At 27.9% G+C, this 20354-nt stretch carries 8 protein-coding genes; all 8 read right to left on the reverse strand.

Annotated features, from left to right (window positions below):
* Positions 1–127: 127 nt before the first annotated feature.
* The 8 genes from CP523_RS04135 to CP523_RS04170 all read right to left on the reverse strand — a co-directional run bounded on the left by CP523_RS04135 (position 128) and on the right by CP523_RS04170 (position 20351).
* Positions 128–6352 (reverse strand): Ig-like domain-containing protein, encoded by a 6225-nt coding sequence (locus CP523_RS04135; protein WP_120140510.1) that lies wholly within the window; start codon positions 6350–6352, stop codon positions 128–130.
* A gap of 947 nt (positions 6353–7299) precedes the next feature.
* On the reverse strand, positions 7300–12543 hold the full coding sequence (locus CP523_RS04140; RefSeq protein WP_120140511.1) for a discoidin domain-containing protein: 5244 nt from the start codon (positions 12541–12543) through the stop codon (positions 7300–7302).
* A 337-nt stretch (positions 12544–12880) separates the two neighbouring features.
* The gene (gene recQ / locus CP523_RS04145; RefSeq protein WP_066676874.1) at positions 12881–14647 is read right to left on the reverse strand and encodes a DNA helicase RecQ; all 1767 of its coding nucleotides are present in this window, start codon (positions 14645–14647) and stop codon (positions 12881–12883) included.
* 30 nt (positions 14648–14677) lie between these two features.
* Complete coding sequence (locus tag CP523_RS04150) at positions 14678–16681, reverse strand: tetratricopeptide repeat-containing diguanylate cyclase (protein ID WP_120140512.1); 2004 nt, start codon at positions 16679–16681, stop codon at positions 14678–14680.
* Between the two features lie 687 nt (positions 16682–17368).
* Positions 17369–17992, reverse strand: coding sequence for an HAD family hydrolase (locus CP523_RS04155; protein WP_120140513.1), 624 nt, complete (start codon positions 17990–17992; stop codon positions 17369–17371).
* 92 nt (positions 17993–18084) lie between these two features.
* On the reverse strand, positions 18085–19302 hold the full coding sequence (locus CP523_RS04160; RefSeq protein WP_120140514.1) for a cytochrome c biogenesis protein/redoxin: 1218 nt from the start codon (positions 19300–19302) through the stop codon (positions 18085–18087).
* Between the two features lie 186 nt (positions 19303–19488).
* The gene (locus tag CP523_RS04165; protein WP_120140515.1) at positions 19489–19833 is read right to left on the reverse strand and encodes a winged helix-turn-helix transcriptional regulator; all 345 of its coding nucleotides are present in this window, start codon (positions 19831–19833) and stop codon (positions 19489–19491) included.
* A gap of 32 nt (positions 19834–19865) precedes the next feature.
* A complete protein-coding gene (locus CP523_RS04170; RefSeq protein ID WP_120140516.1) occupies positions 19866–20351 on the reverse strand; it encodes a hypothetical protein in 486 nt (161 codons plus the stop codon).
* Positions 20352–20354: the final 3 nt, after the last annotated feature.

Below are 20354 nucleotides of genomic sequence, written 5' to 3' on the forward strand. Positions count from 1 at the left end.
TTATATATGACAAATTAATAATTACTTTTAAAAGTATATTTAAAATAAAAAATCTAAATAATATATTTAAATATAATAAAAGAGTCATATATTTAAATACGACTCCCTTATATTATAAATTCTTTAACTATGCTCTTTTTCTTTTCTTATAAAAGCCTAAACCAGCTAAAACTGACACTAATCCAAATACTCCTACTTGCACTCCTCCTGTATTAGGTAGCTTTCCTCCTGAGTTCGAATTATTTCCAGGGCTTGAATTATTTGAAGATCCATTTCCATTTAAGTTATTATTTCCACCAGCACTTCCATTATTATTTCCATTACCTGGCTTATTTCCTGAATCTTCTTCTGGCTTATTTAATGGTTTTTCTTGTAATTTTGCTAATGCTATTTGTAATTCTTCAACAGCCTTATCTACAAACTCTTGTGTTGTATCTTTATCATTTAGTACTTTATTTGCCTCACTTAACTCAATCTTAAGCTTTTCTACACTTTCTTCAGTGTATTTTAATAAATCCATATTATTAATTCTATTTATTAAATCTTCTAATAAAGACTTATTTGGTTTTAATCTTAATTCAAGAGAAGCTCTTACTAATGAATCAAATGTTTCATCAATTTCTTGTTGCAGAGCATTTTCATCTTTTAATACTTTATTTGCCTTTTCAAGGTCAGCTTCTAATTTTACCCAAGTTTTTTCTATAAATTTATCTTTTTCTAAAGCCTCTACTATATTTACTATTCTCTCAAGCTCTGCTTTATTTCCTTGCTTAAACTCAAGCATATGAATTGCATTCATTAATTTCTTAAATGCCCCATCTACTTCTTCTACTGTTGCATTTTCATTTGCATAAACTTCCTTAGCTAATTTTAAGCCTTCTTCAAATTCATTAACTACTACTGGAACTACTCCTTCAAGGCCTCCATTTAACTTAACATCTTCAGCATAATCTATAGCTATTTTTAATGCTGTTTTGCTTACTTCTTCTTTATTGTCTTCTCTTTCTATAGTTATTGAATATTTCTTTTCTTTTAAACCATCTTCTGACTTAACAATAACATCAATTTTTTCATAGTCATTTGTAGTATATACTGTTGAAACTGATGCATTATTAGTTGCTTCTGCCTTTATTTCTGGTAAATTATCATTTTTATTAATCTTAATTGTATAGTTGTATCTATCTTCAGTAAATCCTTCTAGGTCTTTATTATTTACTTTAATCATATTTACAGCAAAATCTGAGTTTTGAACTACTTTTTGTTCAAACGCTTTAATTTCAGTTATTGCTAATGCCATATTTGGTTTAGCACTCATTTTTACTCTTAAAGCTTTTGTTTTAACCATGTCAAAAGTATAGAAATTAGTTGCTGATCCTGATATTTCTTCCGGATTAGTATTTAAGTTAGATACATCTACCCAGTTACTATCATCATTTAAAGATGAATTTGAATCACTTCCAACTTGAGCTGGATTTGATGGTAATGGTAATTCTTCCCCAACATAATATTGAATTGTTAGACTTTGAGGAACTTTTGAGCCTCCATCTTCGAAATAATCAACCTCTAAGTTGTTTATATATTTTTCTTCTACAACTCCTGAACCAAATATAATTCCAACCCAATCAGTTACGTTCTTATCTCCTCTTTTCCAATTTGACCATCTATTATTAGCTCTATTTGGATCATGTTCAATTACATCATCATTAACCTTTGAAATACTATCTTGTGATGCTGGATCAATTGAACTATCGTTAGTATATGATGCCATAGCCATAGGTAAGTCATATCCATTTCTTCCTCTAGCTATATTATCTCCCTTTATAAAGTTTGAAGTAACTCTAATACTTGCTTTAGCTACAATATCTACCCCATTTAAAGTTCCATTTACAATAAATGTTCCCTCTGTTTGTAATAACTCTTTATTGTATTCTTCCCAAACTACTGGTATATCTATGCTTGTACCATCTGTATAATATGCTTTAATAGATTCTGGAAGTTTCGGTTCTACTCCTATATTTGTTGCAAGAGAAATATTATTTACTGCTGATACTCCTTTTACCAAAACTTTTACAGTTGGTTTTAATTCTTGTCCTACAACAGTTCCTTCTATTTCAAATACTCCATACTTATTATAGTCTTCTTCTTTAACTTCATTCCAAGTAACTTTAACATCTCTTGGTAATCCAGTATTATAAGTTGCTTTTACCTTATCAGGTAATACTGGCTTAACTCCCTTTTCTGTTTCAACAGTAATTTTTTCATAAGAAACTATCTTCTTATCTGTAGTATTCGTTGCAATATTTATATTTATAGTATTTGTTGTCTTCGTAACTCCTTTGTAAGTTACTTCTGCATATAAGCTTATATCTCCAGCTGTATATGCATATAGCTTATTATCTACTATTTTAACTTCTGCACCATTTTCTGATGATACATGATACTTAACATCTAAATTACTAAAATCAATTTTATTTCCATCTTGTAATCTAGCATCAACTAAAATATTAACTATATCATCCTCTATTACATTTTCTTTATCTAAAGCAATACTTGCACTTTCTAAAGTTGGTGCACTTTCTTTAAATTTAATTGAGTAAGTTTTCTTTGTTACTCCATCTTCTGCTGCTACTATTATTTTTGCTGTTCCATTTGTAGTAAGAGCTGGTATTACAAATATACTTGCATTATCCTTAGCTACAGCTGAAACAACAGGTATTTCTTCTCCATATGCAACATTAACTGTATATTCTGTATTGTTTTCATTAAAGTTTTCTATAGATACATTGTTAACTTTTATATCTTGTAATAATGCAGTTCCTTCCATTGTTATAACATTTGAATAAACTTCAAATTCAGTAAGTCCAACAGCTTTGTTTGCAGTTGTATCCTCTTTTAATAATGCTCTTATTTTATTTGTTGTTACTGCATCAAAAGATATTTCTTCAGTTCCTTCTTCTGAGAATTCAGTTTTCTTGCTTTGATTTGATACTGCTACCCAATTTAATCCATCAAAATATTCTATTATGATTTCTCTTGGGATTTCTACCCCACCATCTCTATATAATGATAAACCTACTTTATTAATTAAATGTTCTTTCTCAAATTCTATTGTTACATAGTCATCGTAATTTCCACCTGGCTTTCCCCAGTTTGTCCATCTATTATTAGGAGAATTCCCCTTAGAAATTATTCCATCATTTATATGATTTATATTATCTGGTCCAGCATATGATGCAGTTGGTTTTGGATAAGCTCCTCCTTCATTTAATGCTATATTCTTAAGCTCATAGTTATTAGAAACTACTATTATAGCTTTTGCATTAAGTCCTTGAATACCTTCTAACCTTCCTAATATTTCAACAGTCTTAGGTGAATCTACATCTACTGTTGTTAATTCTCTTTCCCATGTTACTTTGTGATTCTCTATACTTCCATCATTGTAGACTGCTGATACCACTTCTGGAAGTGTTGGAATTTCTCCAACTGGTGTTAAAATCCTTGAATCTAAAACACCTATAATATCTTTAACAATTACATTAACTACTACTGGCTTGTTGCTATGTTCATTAGTACCAGTAACTTTAAATGTACCTGCCTTAGATAATTTATCACTTGAAACTTCTTCCCAAGTAACATTTACTTCTCCCTTACTTCCATTACTATATAATGCTGTAACTTTACTTGGAAGATTTAACTCTCCATTAACTGGTACAAAAATATCACTAACATCATAACCTACTATTTCTGTTTTATTCATATCTTCTTTTTCAACTGAGTAAATGGTTATATTATCTGATGAAAGACCTTCACTTGTTGCACTTAACGTAAATGAACCTGCATTATCGGTAGATTGAACTATAACTAATGCCTTTCCATTAAATGCTTTTCTCTTGTTATCTTTAAATCTTTCCACACTTGCAGCATTACCATTATCAACCCCAACTATCTTACCATTGCCTAAAATTTCAAAGTTAACTAAGTTATTCCCATTAGGCACTATGTTACCATTTTCATCAACTATATCTACAGTTATAAATGAAAGATCATATCCATCAGCCTCTATAACTTGTCTATCAGCTGTTAAATTAACTTTCTTTGCCTCTTTTGCAGTTTTAACTATATCTCTTGCAATCTCTTGTCCATTTCCATCTCTAGCTACAGCTGTTAATTTTCCAGGTCTATATTGAACTCTAAACTCTAAATGAAGCTTACCTTCATTTGTTTCTTTATAAGTTCCATTGTAACCTGCGTTTGTAATTTCATATTCATCTGTTGCTACTAATTCCCCTAATTCCTCACTATTTACATCTGAGTTATAGTATAAATCAACTTTGTTTGCATTTGTATATGCATAAACTAATATCTTATCTCCATCAACTTTTATACTATTATCATTTTCCCAATTCCAATGTGGTAATAAATGTACCATTGGTTTATTACTCCATTGACTTTGATAGAAATAGAATATATCTTTTTCAAATCCTGCTGTATCTATAGCTCCAAAATATGATGATTTTGCTGGGAAAGCATTATAATAAGGAGTTGGCTCTCCTATATAATCAAAACCTGTCCATATATACTCCCCTGCTATATAACCTTTATCTCTATCTCTCTTCCATGCCTCTTCTGCTGTTTTCCCCCAGCCAACATGATCATTATCATAAGATGATTGCTGCTTATCTGAATGTGTATGCATTGATAAAGTTTGTTCTGGATGTGAATACACACCTCTACTTCTTACAGCAGATGAATTTTCTGATCCATATATATTCCAGTTTGGATGTTTAGAATGAAGGCTATCATAATTATCTTCAGCATAATTAAATCCAACAACATCGATAATATTAGCTACAGCCTCATGAGCTCCTTGACCTGTACCCATCCTAAATTTATCTTCTCCCATTGTTGTAGGCCTTGTTGGATCAACTTCTTTAACCCAATTGTGTAAATTTTGTGCTGTTTGAACTGCCTTAGATTGATTAGTTTCCCATATTTCATTTCCAAGTGACCACATTATTATACTTGGTGCATTCTTTCCTCTATCAACCATTTGCTTTATATCAAATTCAGCCCAAGTCATTTCTCCATGAATTGATTTTTGTTCAAAAAATCTTCCATAATCATAAGTTTTCTTTCCATCATACCAAGTATCAAATGCTTCTTCTATAAGAAGTATTCCTTCTTCGTTACATATATCTATTAAATGTTGAGAAGCTGGATTATGAGTAACTCTTATTGAATTTACTCCCATATCTTTTAGCTTTTTAACTTGTCTTTTTATTGATGCTTTATTATCTACAGCTCCTAAAGCGCCTTGATCATGGTGCATACATACACCCTCAAGCTTCATTTGGTTACCATTTAAGTAGAATCCGTTGTTATTTGTAAATTCAAACCATCTTATACCAAAATCAGTTTCATACTCATCAACAATATTTTCTTCAACCATTACTGTAGTTGCCACTTTGTACATGTAAGGATTTTCTGTTGACCAAAGTGTAGGATTACTAATATCTACATCTGCATTAAATTTATTTGTTAATCCCGCCTCAACTGTTTCTGTAGTTAAATTTTCTCCAACAATATTTCCTTCTGCATCATATATAACAGACTTAACTTTTATTTCCTTATTTTCACTTTCTTCATTCTCAATATCAGTTTTTATGTTAACTTTAGCTTTTCCATTTGCATAATTAGTTGCTAAATCTGGTGTTGTAACAAATGTTCCGTTCTTCTTAACATGAATTTTATTAGTAACTGTAAGATTTACATCTCTGTATATACCACTTCCCGAATACCATCTACTACTTGGCTGTCTGTTATTTACCTTTACAGCAATAACGTTTTCAGTAACACCATCACATACTAACTTATCCGTTATCTTAAAAGAAAATGGTGTATATCCATAAGGATGATTTCCTACTTGAGTTCCATTTACATAAACATAACTGTCCATATAAACTCCATCAAAATCTATTGTTATTTCCTTTCCTTCCATTGAAGGTGGTAACACAAAAGTCTTTCTATACCATCCAACACCACCATCTAAAAATCCACCTTCATGTGTTGATGGAGAGTTCCTATTAAAATCTAATTCTATACTCCAATCATGTGGTAAATTTAAGTTTCTCCAACTGCTATCATTAAAATCTTTCTCTTTAGCAGCTGGAACATCTCCTAAATTAAATGTCCACCCATCATTAAATAATATTTTTCTTTGAGATTCATTACTTATTTTACTAACTATTTCATTCCCTTCTCTTCCAATGATTTCTGCAAATGTCGCTATACCTGAAGATGTAGTAATTAACAATGTTGATAGAATTGTAGCTAATATCTTTTTATACCTCATGTTGTCTATCTCCTAACCTAATTATTTTTAATTTAATAATTTTTATTTGATAGTTACTAATAAAATTATTAGTAATTTGAAAGAGTAATTTATTTATGATATAAATCTAACTCTCTCTTTATTTCAGCATTGTTACTTCAGCCTAAATAATCTATAGTACTATTTTTAATCTATAATTTTTAGGTTGTTAATTCTTCTTTTGATTTTCTAAGTATATCTTCATTCTTTTGTTAGTTATACGATTTTTTAAACTCTTCTTCATTAGAAAATATTATTGTACACTAATGATACTTATTATTTACTTCCCTTTTAAAAACAAAGCACATTATGCTTTCTAATTTCCTACGTCAAGTTCCATCATGTACTCTCAAGAATAAACTTAATAAGAATAAATATTTGCCAATTTATATAACTCTACAATCACATCCCCCTTCTTCCTCTATGAATCAGTATACTCCCCTATTAGTTAAAATTTATATGAATACCTATGAATTTTAATTTATAAAATAGGTACTTCAAAACAATTTGAGTTTTACAGATATTAATATAAATCTTAGCAACCAATTATCATTCATTTATAAAAGCATATTAAGTTGGAATTAAAATATTTTTTAACCTCTATAAATTTTTAATTCAATATTAATTATATTATGACATTTTCAACCTTATTATGTCAACATTTACATATTATTAAATATAAAGAAAATAGTATATTTTTATACTATTTTATCTAATAATAAAATTTTTAATATAACTAAGTATCTATAGATTTTTTTGCACATATAATCTTTATACAACTTTTATAAAGCTAAATTTCACGATTTCATTTTTTAGATCTATATATTACTTTTAAGATTATAATTAAGTTATACATACTCTACCTATTTATATAAATTCATAAAGGGAAAGAGAATGTCTTTTACAAGACACTCTCTTTTTTTCTTAACTTAGTTTTTTCTTTTTTTAATCATTGTTACTCCAGCTACTGAAGCTAATGCTCCTAAAACTAAGACAGTTGCTGCTGAAGCCATTCCACCTGTTTGAGGTATAGTATTTAGTTTATTTCCTGAAGTACTATTTGAGTTTCCTCCATTAGAGTTACTTCCACCAGAATTACTATTTCCTCCTGAATTGTTATTTCCGTTATTTTGATTTCCTTGTGAATTATCTCCTTTTGCTACTAAATTATCTTTTGCTTTTCTAAGATTTTTCACCGCTTTATCTACATCTTTTTGTGTTGCTTCTTCATTATTTAATACTTCCATAGCTTTACTTAATTCTTTATTAAGTTTTGCTACACTACCTTGTGTGTATTTTGATAAATCAATATTATTAACTTCCTTAATTAAATCATTAAGCATATCTTTATTTGGTTTTAGTCTTATTTTTCCATAAGCTTTAACTAAATCTTCAAATGCCTTATCTACTTCTTTTTGTGTAGCATTTTCATTTGCTAATACTTCTTTAGCTTTTTGAAGTGCTACTTCTAACTCTTCTAAAGTTGATGGAATATAAAGAGTCTTATCTAAAGCTTCAACAGTATTTACCATCTTTTGAAGTTCGGTCTTATCTACTGCTTTTTCTAACTTATTAAATGCATCCATTAATTCATCAAAAGTTGTATTTACTTCTTCTGTCATGGCATTTTCATCTGCTAATACAGAATTAGCCTTTGCAAGAGCTGTTTCTAAATTAGCCCATGTTTCTGGTGTATAAAGAGTTTTATCTAAAGCTTCTATAATATTTACTAAGTTTTGAAGCTCAGTCTTATCTCCTTGCTTAAATTCTAGCATATGAATTGCTTTCATTAATCTATTAAATGCTTTATCTACTTCTTCTGCTGTTGCATTTTCATTTTCATAAACTATTCTTGCTTCTATTAATGCAGTATTAAATTCATTAACTACTGCTGGAACTACTCCTACTAGCCCACCATTAGCTACTACTTCATCTGCATATTCTATAGCTATTTCTAAAGCTCTCTTATTTACTTCTGGATTTGGATTAATAGCTTCTTCTTTTACATTAGTTGTTACTAATGCATTGCCTAATGCATGTTCATTTCCTTCTCCATCTGCAAGCTTTCCATCTACAATGTTAAATGCAACATTTTCTCCTGTTGCCTTTGCTTTAAATACTAGTTTAACAACATCTTCATTATTTTCTAATGATACTCCCTTTGTTGCAACTATTACTTTTAGCTTTCCATCTTTTTCAGCTGCTCTAACTATATATTTTGAATCATCAACTGAAGTTCCTCCAGTAAACTCAAATTTATCTCTGTCATACTCTACGTTAAATTCCATAGCGTACATATTATCAGAAGTTAAGTTTTCTGTACCAACTTTTATTTCAAAGTTTTCTCCTACTTTAACTTCTTCATTTGCCGTAACTTTAAATCCTACTTCTGATGGATCTGGTGACGGATCTACTACTTCTTTAGTCTTATAAACATTTAATTCTGCTGCTGATGCAAATCCACCAACACCTTCTGTTGCAACTAATTTTACATGTGTAGCTTCTGCTGATGTATCAAGCTTAATTGTTTTAAGACTAGCATTATTTTCAAAAGTTCCTTCTTTAACCTTTGTAAAGTCTGAACCATTTGTGCTTACATGTAGCTCATAACCTGTAATATTTCCATTTAAACCACCACTTTGTCTTGGAAGATAACTTACTCTATCTACTTGATAAGTTCCACCTAGATTTAATGTGATACTTTGAGGTAATGGACTTGAAGTATTGTAATTAGTATGCCATATAGTTGTTTCATCTCCATCAATAGCAAAGCTTGCTAATCCTTCAGTACCTACATTTGGATGTTCACTTGTTGCTGTTGCTAACATTTGTTCTTGTGGAATCTTTGTTGGGTCTTCTAAAGAAGCTCTATTAGTTACTAATAAGTTATCAATTGATCCCTTAAATGATTTTTCTTCACTACCTATCTTCTCTAGTGGGAATACAAATGTCCCAAATTTATTTGCAGTACTTGACTTACTTATTTCGTCTACATATTCACCATTTACATACAATTCAGTTTTATTCATTTTTCCAACTATAGTTATATCAACCCATTCTCCCTTAGGAAGAGTATAATTAAATGAATAATCATATGCTTCTCTTGAGAATCCTAATTTTCCAGTTTCTTTTTGAACTGCTTTAAATGAACCTTCTGATGACTCAAAAATAACTTGTTCTTCTTCATTACTTTCAGCTGATCTATTTATACTGAAAGAAATTGAATAGTTTGGTCCTATACTCTTAAGTGGAGTTTTAACATAACTATTTTCTCCATTTAAATTTACTGATCCATTTGTAATTTCTGCATTATTTGCACTAACTGTATTATAGTTATTTCCTGATTTATCATTTGCAATATTTCCGGTTGCATTTTCAAAATCATATTCTACTACCTTTTCAGTTGCTGATTCAACTTTATATTTAGGGTTAGTATTTGGAGCAAGAGCTACTTTATTAGCTGCTTCTTTAAACTCATTAAAGTTTTTATCATCAGCTTCTCCCCACATTTTTTCTGATAATACTTGTATTGCTGGGAATATTCTATCAAAAATATCATACTGAACTATTCCATTTGCTCTCTTATCTATTAAGTCATTCCATAAAGCAAACATTCCACCAATCATATTAGGAGATCCTTCTGGTAAAATAGTTCCATTACTAAATTTGTTTACTTCCCAATTATTATATAACCATTGTATGTCTAAATAATTTTTATAATAATTAGCTCCTGGTACTATATACAGGTATGCATCATCTGTATTTATTAATTTATAGCCTGCATCATACATAACTTTAGGATTTGCCCATCCTGTATTCCATATATTCATTTCAACACCTTCTACTGTTACAGGAGTAGAACCATTTTTACGTGTTAAGCTTCCCCATAATCTTGGTGTTGAGCCTTTTTCATCTCTTATAAATTTTAACATTTCATCAGCATATTTTCTGTATTGTTCTGAGTTTCCATAGAATTCGTCTGTTCCTATATGAATAGTTGAATCTCTAAATACAGGGTTTTCACCATCCATATATTCATTAAATATGCCCTTTATATATTCAACAACTTTTGGATTTGTAACATCTAACATTGCTGCATTTTCACCATTTCCATCTTCATAAGCATAATTAGGATGCACCTTAGTGAAAGCTAAAGCATGTCCAGGAGTATCAAATTCTGGTACTATATTTACTCCATGAAGTTTAGAATCATCTATAAATTTACCAAACTCTTCTTTAGTGTAGTGTCCATCTTGTGCTGTTAATTTAACCCCATTTTCTCCAACATCATTTGACTCAAGTCTAAATGCAGCATAAGCATTTTCTAATGCCTCATTACCATAGTCATCTGCTAACCAAATATAGTTATCATTTAAATGTACTTGGAAATCATTTAATTTATACCATGACATAGTTTTCATTATTTCATATAGATACTCTAATGAAACAAATTTTCTTCCCACATCTAACATAAATCCTCTTACATCATATTGTGGATAATCTCTAACTAATCCCTTTGGTATATAAGTTGTATTTTGTTTAAGTATTTGAAGAATAGTTCTTGTTGATAAGAATATACCTTGTTCTTCATTCGCTTGTACTCTAAGTACATCGTTAACATCCATGTAATATCCTTCTTTTCTAAGCTCTGGATAATTAGATGTTAATTCAAAATAGAAGTCTCCACTGTTTGGCTCATTTGATGTAACTACTTCAATTTCCCTTCCAAGTATATCTTTATAATCTTTTGCAAAAACTTCAACAGCCTTTCTAAGATTAGCTTCTGAACTAGGATTTACAACTATTCTAGAAGATTCTGTTACTTCAAAGTTTCCAGTTTTTCCAGCCCATTCTCTAAGTTCTGGAACAACTATTGGTTTATTATTTCCTGTTACTTCATTAGCTCCTGGTACTGTTACTTCAATTGCTGGTGAAGTTGCTTTCTCATTTCCCTTTGTAACTTCAAAGTTTACAACAACCTTTGTATTTACAAGTGGCTTATGAATATTCATATCATAGTCTATAACTTCTTCATAGTCTGCTCCAATAAAAGATATTCCATATCCATCTGGAACTGTTGGCATTGTAAGTTGTGTGTCTTCTGGAGTAAGCTCATTAATTGTTAAATTTCTAGCTACTTCATCTGCAGTCTTTGGTGGCTCTGGAGCTGATCCATTATATATTTCTAATTCATATACAGAAACAGTATTCCAATCAACTCCCTCTGAATTAGAAATATGTTCGTCAATATAAAGTCTTACATATCTACCGCTTACTTTTTCACCTAAATTAATTACATCTCTAAAATTAGAAGGTGCTGAAGTTGCAGTATAAATATCTATCCAAGTACTATCATCTTCTGACACTTGAATTCTATAACTAGGTGAATTTCTTCTTTCCCACTCAATTACTACATTTTCAAATTGAGTATTTTCACCTAAATCAACTTTAAGCCATTGATCATCTGATGACACAGCACTTGCCCATCTTGAAGATTTAGCTCCAGTTCTGTCTACTAGTCCATCAGTAGCTTTATTAGCTGTAAAATTATTTGTTTCAACACTTGATGCTGTAGTAGTTTTATTTAAAGCTACATTCACACCTGCTTCTGGCTTAGAAACATTTTGGTTTCTATAAACTTCAATTTCATATATAGAAACTGTTTCCCAAGAAATATCTGATCCTTCTTCTGATGGAGAATATCCTGATACTAAAACTCTTACATATCTAGAATCTTGCTCTCCAACATTTATAATATCTCTATAAGCACTTGCTTTTTCTCCTGTATATATAGTTGTCCATGACTCTCTATTATCTGATGTTTCTATTTTATAAGAATTAATATTTTTTCTTTCCCATTCAATTACAACCTCATTAAATTTTGTCTTTGCTCCAAAGTCTATTGCAACCCATGGATTTTGTTCATGTCTTTCACATGCCCATCTTGATGTTTTGGCCCCTTCTCTGTCTATTTGGCCATCCGTTACTTTACTTGCAGTAAGTGTAGTTGTCTCCTCACTTGATGCAAATGCATCTTTGTTTAATGCTAAGTTTTCTCGTTCTGCTGAAATGTTCACATTGGCAAAAGTATAAACATTACCAATCATCATAGCAAACACAAGAAATAAAGGTAAAATTCTTTTAATTCCCTTTCTTTTTCTTAGACTCTGCATTAATTTAATCCTCCCCTTTTTTATTTATTTGAATGCCCTTTATTAAAAATTTTCTTAAATAATTTAATATCAATTCTAAATAATTAGGCATACAAATCATATTGAAAAATAACAATAAAATTTAATATAATGCAACCCAATAGAAGTCTTGAATATCTAAAGCAAAATTTATTAAGTCATTTACCTATTTTTTGATAATATTACATTAATTATATTATGACATCTATTACTTTATTATGTCAACATTTACATTTCATTTAATAAGCATATTTTTAAAATTTTAATATTTTTTTATAATTAAAAACTGGAGAATTTATATTCCTCCAGTTTTATTACTCTATTTTCTTAAAATGTTTTTAATTATCCCCAAAACATCTTCTCCGTATCTTTCAAACTTTTTCTCACCTAGTCCTCTTATATTTAATAATTCATCTTTATCTTTAGGTTTTTTGTTAGCTAATTCTATAAGAGTTGCATCCGAAAAAATTATATATGGTTTTATATTTTCTCTAATAGCCCTTTCTTTTCTCCAAATTCTAAGTTTACTAAATAGCTCTTTATCAACTATTTTTTCTTCATTCTCTTCAACTAACCTACATATAACTTTTTCTTTGGACTTTAATACTTTCATAGAATTACTGTTTAGCTTTAACATTGAATATGTGCCTTCTTTTAATTGTACATAACCTAACTCTATCAATGTATTTATTAAGTCTCTAATAAATTTACTATTATAATCTTTCATTATTCCATATGTAGTTAGTCTATCTAATCTATATTGTATTATTTTAGGACCTTTAAATCCTCGTAATATATCTATTAATACAGAAATACCATATTGTTCTCTTGTTCTATACACACATGATAATATCATTTGAGCCTCTATGGTAAGGTCTCTAAGGTCATCATTATTTAAACAATTTCTACAGTTACTACAATAATTTAATGGTTTCTTTTCACCAAAATAATTTAATATAAAGCTTCTATAACATTCCTGTGTTTCACAAAAGTCAACCATTTTTTGAAGCTTTTTTATTTCTATTTCTTTTCTACTATTGCCTATGGTTGTGTATATTAAATACTCTAATGTTCTAATATCTGATCTATTATATAAAAGGATACATTCCGTTTTTTCACCATCTCTTCCGCCTCTACCTATTTCTTGATAGTAACTTTCTATATTTTTACAAAGAGTAAAGTGAATTATATATCTTACATTAGATTTATCTATTCCCATTCCAAAAGCATTAGTTGCAATCATTACTTGAAAATTATCTCTTAGAAACTCTTCTTGATAGTAATTTTTTTCATTATCACTTAAGCCACCATGATATTTAGCTACTTCAATTCCTCTTTCTTTTAAATAATAATATAAAGCATCTACTTCTTTTCGTGTAACACAATATACTATCCCCGCTTGTTCTTCTCGTTCTCTTATAAAGTCTTTAACAAATTCAGCCTTATCTTCTTCTTTATATACTGATATAGCTAAATTTTCTCTGTCAAAACTTCCTGAATACATATAATAATTATTAAGTTCTAAAAGGTTAATAACATCTTTCCTTACCTCTTCTGTTGCAGTTGCTGTAAAAGCAGTAACTATAGGTCTTCTATTTAAACTATTAATAAATGGTGCTATACCTCTATAACTTTTTCTAAAATCATGTCCCCACATAGAAACACAATGTGCTTCATCTATTGCTACTTGACTTATATTTAATTTTCTTAACATCTTATTAAAATATTCACTTTCAAGTCTTTCTGGAGAAATATATAAAAGCTTAACCTGATTTTTATAACATCTTCTAAGAATATCTTTAATTTCATCCATGGATTGCGTACTATTTATATATTCTGCTGATATTCCATTATCATTAATGCTGTCAACCTGATCTTTCATTAATGATATAAGAGGAGATATTACTAATGTTATGCCACTTAATATTACAGAAGGAATTTGATAACATAATGACTTTCCTCCTCCTGTTGGCATAATACAAAAACAATCTATTCCTCTTAAAATACTAGATATAATCTCCAATTGACCTTCTCTAAAGGATGTATAGCCAAAATATTTTTTTAATATATCTATTAGAGTGTGCATAAGTAAACTCTCCTTTTATATCTCTTTACCCTAATATGTATAAGTATTTCTTCCACATTTTTTAGATACATATAATTTTTCATCTGTTGCTTTAAGTAAACTCATAATCTCATCTTTACTATGTAAAGTACTACTTTCTATTCCAACACTTATAGTTATTCTATCACTTACTTTTGAATATGAATGCTTTATGTTTAAATCATTTAGTTTTTCCATTAATTCTTTTATTTTTTCTATTACGTTATCTTTAGGTTCTTTAGAGATAATACTAAATTCTTCCCCACCAAATCTACATGTTATTTCATCATGAAATACCGCTCTAATAATATCTGCAACTTGCTTTAAAACTTTGTCGCCTTCTATATGTCCGTAATTATCATTATATTCTTTAAAACAATCAACATCAAGCATGATAAATGTAATTGATTTTCCATTTATCATGTATTCTAATTCTTGAAACAGAAATCTCTTATTAGCTAATCCTGTTAATTCATCTGTAAGGCTTAAAGTTTCAAGTTCACTATTTAAAATATTTATTTTTCTATTTTTATTATAAATAATATAAAAAGCAACTAAAAATATTCCTGTAATTAGAAGCATAATACTAGAACCTACTCTTAATTTATTTAAATGTTTTGATATAGAATCATTTTTTATTTTGCTAATTATATAATCTGTATTAATATTTAAATTTGACTTATTTTTAAAATCTATAGCTTTAACATTCTTATCTAAATACTCTATAGCGGTTTCCTCATCATTATTTTCTTTACTAATTTCTATTACTGATTTTGTAATTAAATTATATACTCTAAAATTTATTCCTATATCAGAAACTCTTTCATGAAGGTTTTTATATGCCTTTAACACCTCTTCGTAAGGGGTACCTTTTTTATACATTATACCTATTTCAATATTATCTGTAATTAAATCTAATCCGTTATGTATATATGATTCAGTATAACTTGCTATTTCTTTAGCCTTATTTATATAATCTTCAGCTACTTCAATATTTCCTTCTTTTAAATTTAAATTTGCATAAGAATTATAAACACCTTTTAAAATGTTTTTTTTATTTAATCCAACTATATTAGATGATTTTTTTAAAATTTTATCATTAATAGCATAAGCTTTATCATACATACCAAGTTCTTCGTAACATGCTGAACTATACATAAGAGTTGTTAATTCATCACTTAAGTCCAAAACCTCTGCCTCTTTTAATACTTTTTCATAGATGTTTATAGCATCTTCATACTTTTCTTGTAGATAATAATTAGTGGCTAAATTTATACATCCCTTAATTCTAAAATCATCATAATTATCTTCTATTGATATTTTTAATACTTTAATATCAGATTTTAAAGATTTATGAAAATTATTAATTAAAAGATACATTTTAGATAGTAGTATATTAGTTTCTGCAATGCTTATATCATCTTGCTTAACATCTAATGATTTTTTTAATAATTCAATTCCATCATTTACTCCATTTCTAAAATTAACTAAAGAGATAGCTCTCTCTCTATAAATTTTAATAAGCTCGTCTGTATGTTTATTGTCTATTGCCATTTTCTCTGCTATATTAAAAATTCTCTGTGATTCCTTTAAATTTCCTAATGCTAAATAGTTATTAGCTATATAATTATAAATTAAAATTTTAGTTTTATTCTTACTTCCTCTTCTATAATTTAGAGCTTTAAATAAATATTCATTAGATTCTTCATAATTTTCATTTATATATTCTATATACCCTAATGCATAATATCCTTTTTCTTTTTCTTCATCTGATATTGCCACTTCAACTTCATTTTTTATAGCATCATAATGCTCTATAATTCTATTTTCATACATAGTGCTTTCTTTATTTTCTTCAATTAGCTTTAAAGCCTGTTTTATACTATCTGCATTTTCATAACTTGTAAACTTAGCATTTTTTATATTTATAAAAGTAGTTAAACTTAATATACATGCAATAATAACAGCTAACTTTACTAAATTACCTTTATTTTTCATTCCCTTAATTTTGCCCATTCAGTAGAACCCCTTTATGTGTTATACTCTTCATTTATATAACATATGTTAATCTTATGTTTCATGTTTAAAATTCCTTAATATAATTATATATAATACTATAAAAATAGATATATATTTTCTATAAACAACTTATTTTTTTTAATAAACAACATTAGAAAATATTAATTAATGAATTTTTAGTTAATATATTTTTTGCTATTGACTTAATTCTAAAGTTATTTATTCTTTGGTAAAAAATAAGAGGGATAAGTTTAACCCCCTCATTTCATTAATAATATAAATATTATTTTGTTTCTCTTCAAATTCTAATAAACTTTTTAATATTAACTTCACTTTTACTATTATTCACACTTACAATAATACTTTTTCACTACTGCATGTGCATACTTTATAAAGAACCTGTATTAATATATTGATTTTCATTATAAATGATTTTCCACACATATTCTATAATACAATTCAAATTTATATTAAATATTTATATATTAATATAAATATTTAATATATTATTACTTTTTTGTAATATTAATGAAATTGATAGACCGCATATTTATTATATCAGAAGGAGTTTTTATGTTATGTATAAAAGCTATAAGCTCTTTTGAAGCCCACGTCTAACACTGTATTCTAAATACTATAAAAAATAAGAGGATTACTAACCCCCTTATTTTCATTACTTTTATATTATAAAATACTTAAAAGATCACTTGGATTTTCTAAATTATAATCTGCATTTATTCCACTTAAATCTGCTGCTCCCCATAAAGCTAATGCAAATCCCATTCCTGCTGCCTTAGAAGCTTTATAATCAAATATTGTATCTCCAACATACAAACATTTACTAGGATCTATATCAAGATTTTTAGCCACCATTAATAATGGATCTGGATGTGGCTTATGTTTTTCTGTATCCTCTGCTAGAACAACACTTTTCATATAATTTTGTAAGCCAGTCTTAAAAAAGTCTATTTCATATTGATTTCTCATTTTTGAACTTGCTATTCCACATAAAATACCATTATAACTTAAATCTTCTATTACTTTATCAAAACCTTCATATAAAGTAGCGCCTTCTTCAAATTCATTAACATATTTTACCCATTTTTCATAAGATCTGTCTATATCTTTAAATCCTAAAAGCTCTAATGTCTTTTTCCCAGCATAAGCCATATACTTTAATAGACTTTCATAGGAATGTTCCTCTCCTAACTCTTCCTTTATTAATCTTTGAAGTGGTAGAATGTTCATTTTTTCAGTGTTTAAAACAGTTCCATCTAAATCAAATATTACACATTTATATTTCTTCATAACTTTACACCCCAATATATTTTATATTATTTATTAAATATACACCGTAAAATTATATTATCATATTGTTAAGTAAATTTGTTTATTTAAATCTATCTTTCACTTTCTATTAACTTTTTCATAGTATCTTTATTCATACCACCTGGCACATATCTTTTTATATAACCTTCTTTATCTATTATAAAAGTTGATGGAAAAGCGTTTATTCCATATTGATATACCATAGCACCATTTTCATCAAATACTATTGGGAATTTATGTCCCTCATCATCTAAAAATTTCTTTATATGATCTTCTGAACCTTCTCTACCTAAATTAGGTGATGCAACTCCAAGTATTACTACATCATCTTTATTTTGATTATATTCATTATATAATTCATCTATATAAGGCATTTCTGCTCTACAAGGTGGACACCACGTTGCCCAAAAGTTTAAAAATATAGTTTTACCCTTGTATTCACTAAGAGAATGTTTATTTCCATATTGATCACTTAAAGTAAAGTCTATAGGTTTTACCTTATGTTCTTCACCACTTTTATCATCATAATTATTTCCATTACTTTGACTATTTGGATTTTGTGAACTACTTATATTATTTTGACTTTGATTCTTAGTTCCTAACTCTTTATTTATCCCAACGAATCCATTTATAATCATAATTAATCCAGCTACAAGAATAATAATTCCGCTTATTTGTTTTATTAAAACAATATGTTTTTTTACCTTATCAAACTTTTTAAATAGTTTGCTATAGAATAATGCCACTATTATGAAAGGTGCAATAAATCCTATTGTATAAACTAATATAAGTAAATTTGATGCTAAAGCATTTTTTGAACTTGATGCCATAATAATTACTGACGCTAATATAGGTCCTATACATGGAGTCCATCCAAAACTAAATGTAAATCCTAATAAAAACGCTGATAATGATGTCATATTTTTTGATTTAACACTAAATCTTTTTTCTCTACTTAATATATTTGACTGTATAATACCTAAGTAAAATAAACCCATAAATATTATTATGAATCCACCAATAATCATTATCATATTTTTATTTGTATTAAAAAATGAAGTTAATGCATTTATTGATGACCCTAATATAAAGAATGTAGTAGATATCCCTAAGGTAAAAAATATAGTATTTTTTAATAAAACACTACTTTTAAACTTATTCTCTTTCATGCTGTCTACACTGCTATTTGATAGCATGCTTAAATATATAGGCAGTATAGGCAAAATACACGGTGAAAAAATCGAGAGAACTCCCTCTATAAACACCACTAAAAAATTAATATTTTCCATAAAAAAAATCACTTCCTATCTAAAATTAATATTTACGTTTTAACTCTTTTCCTTATAATAGTTTAAAAGTTTACTTTACTCAATTAGGCACTTTTTTGTAACTACTGTAAAAAAATAAAGCAGTATTATTAATTGCTTCTTATTGCATTAAATAATACTGCTTAAAAATTACTTAAATCTTATTCTCTAAGAATTTTTTATTTTTTCACATGAAAGGTTATTATTACTCCAATTTATCATTTTTGCCATAATAGGTAACAACTTCAATCCTGAATCACTTAAATAATACGTTGATTCTACTATATTATTTGTTATCTTTTTGTTATTAATTATAATTTCATTATTAATTAATAATTCTAGTTGTTGTGTTAGCATCTTTTTACTACATCCGTCTAAAGCTCTTTGTAATTCTCCAAATCTAACTTTTTGTTCTTTAATTTTCCATATTATTTCAGCAACCCACTTTTTACCTAGTATATTAGACAAAGCTTCTACTGGGCATTCATAAATTGTTTCATCTACATTATACATTCTACAATCTCCTAAAATTACATTTTATATAATTATAACCCACATCCTAAGTTTATCAATATATCTCTATAAAATTTCCCCTCATCTATACTATTAAAGTCTTGAACTACTCTAATTGATCCTACTAAATTGTAATCTACTATGATTCCATAGTTTATATCTTTTTCAAGTTTTGTTGTAATAGAAAACAATTCATTATCATTTTTTATCTCTTTCATTTCTCCAGTATTTGGGTCAATTAAAAAAACTTTGCTTTCTTTCTTTATTCCTTTTAAATTTATAGAAAATTCGTCTTGTTCTAATGCTATAGTTACAAATGGATCTAAATATTTACCATCAAACTCTTTGTTAATTACATTATTTTTAATTTTCTCAAAGGAGTAACCACTTATTACTTCCCTTTCACTTTTTCCACTAAGCAAGCCTAAAAAATTAGTTTTTGAATTAACTGTAACTCCAATACCTAAACCTATAATTAAAATAATTATAGTATATATTATTATTGTTCTTTTTTTCATTAC

Source organism: Clostridium septicum, from assembly GCF_003606265.1.
GTDB classification, from domain to species: domain Bacteria; phylum Bacillota; class Clostridia; order Clostridiales; family Clostridiaceae; genus Clostridium; species Clostridium septicum.

Excerpts from the sequence above, each read along its gene's own strand:
- CP523_RS04135 (WP_120140510.1), bottom strand. The coding sequence starts at position 6,352 with ATGAGGTATAAAAAGATATTAGCTACAATTCTATCAACATTGTTAATT.
- CP523_RS04140 (WP_120140511.1), bottom strand. The coding sequence starts at position 12,543 with ATGCAGAGTCTAAGAAAAAGAAAGGGAATTAAAAGAATTTTACCTTTA.
- recQ (WP_066676874.1), bottom strand. The coding sequence starts at position 14,647 with ATGCACACTCTAATAGATATATTAAAAAAATATTTTGGCTATACATCC.
- CP523_RS04150 (WP_120140512.1), bottom strand. The coding sequence starts at position 16,681 with ATGGGCAAAATTAAGGGAATGAAAAATAAAGGTAATTTAGTAAAGTTA.
- CP523_RS04155 (WP_120140513.1), bottom strand. The coding sequence starts at position 17,992 with ATGAAGAAATATAAATGTGTAATATTTGATTTAGATGGAACTGTTTTA.
- CP523_RS04160 (WP_120140514.1), bottom strand. The coding sequence starts at position 19,302 with ATGGAAAATATTAATTTTTTAGTGGTGTTTATAGAGGGAGTTCTCTCG.
- CP523_RS04165 (WP_120140515.1), bottom strand. The coding sequence starts at position 19,833 with ATGTATAATGTAGATGAAACAATTTATGAATGCCCAGTAGAAGCTTTG.
- CP523_RS04170 (WP_120140516.1), bottom strand. The coding sequence starts at position 20,351 with ATGAAAAAAAGAACAATAATAATATATACTATAATTATTTTAATTATA.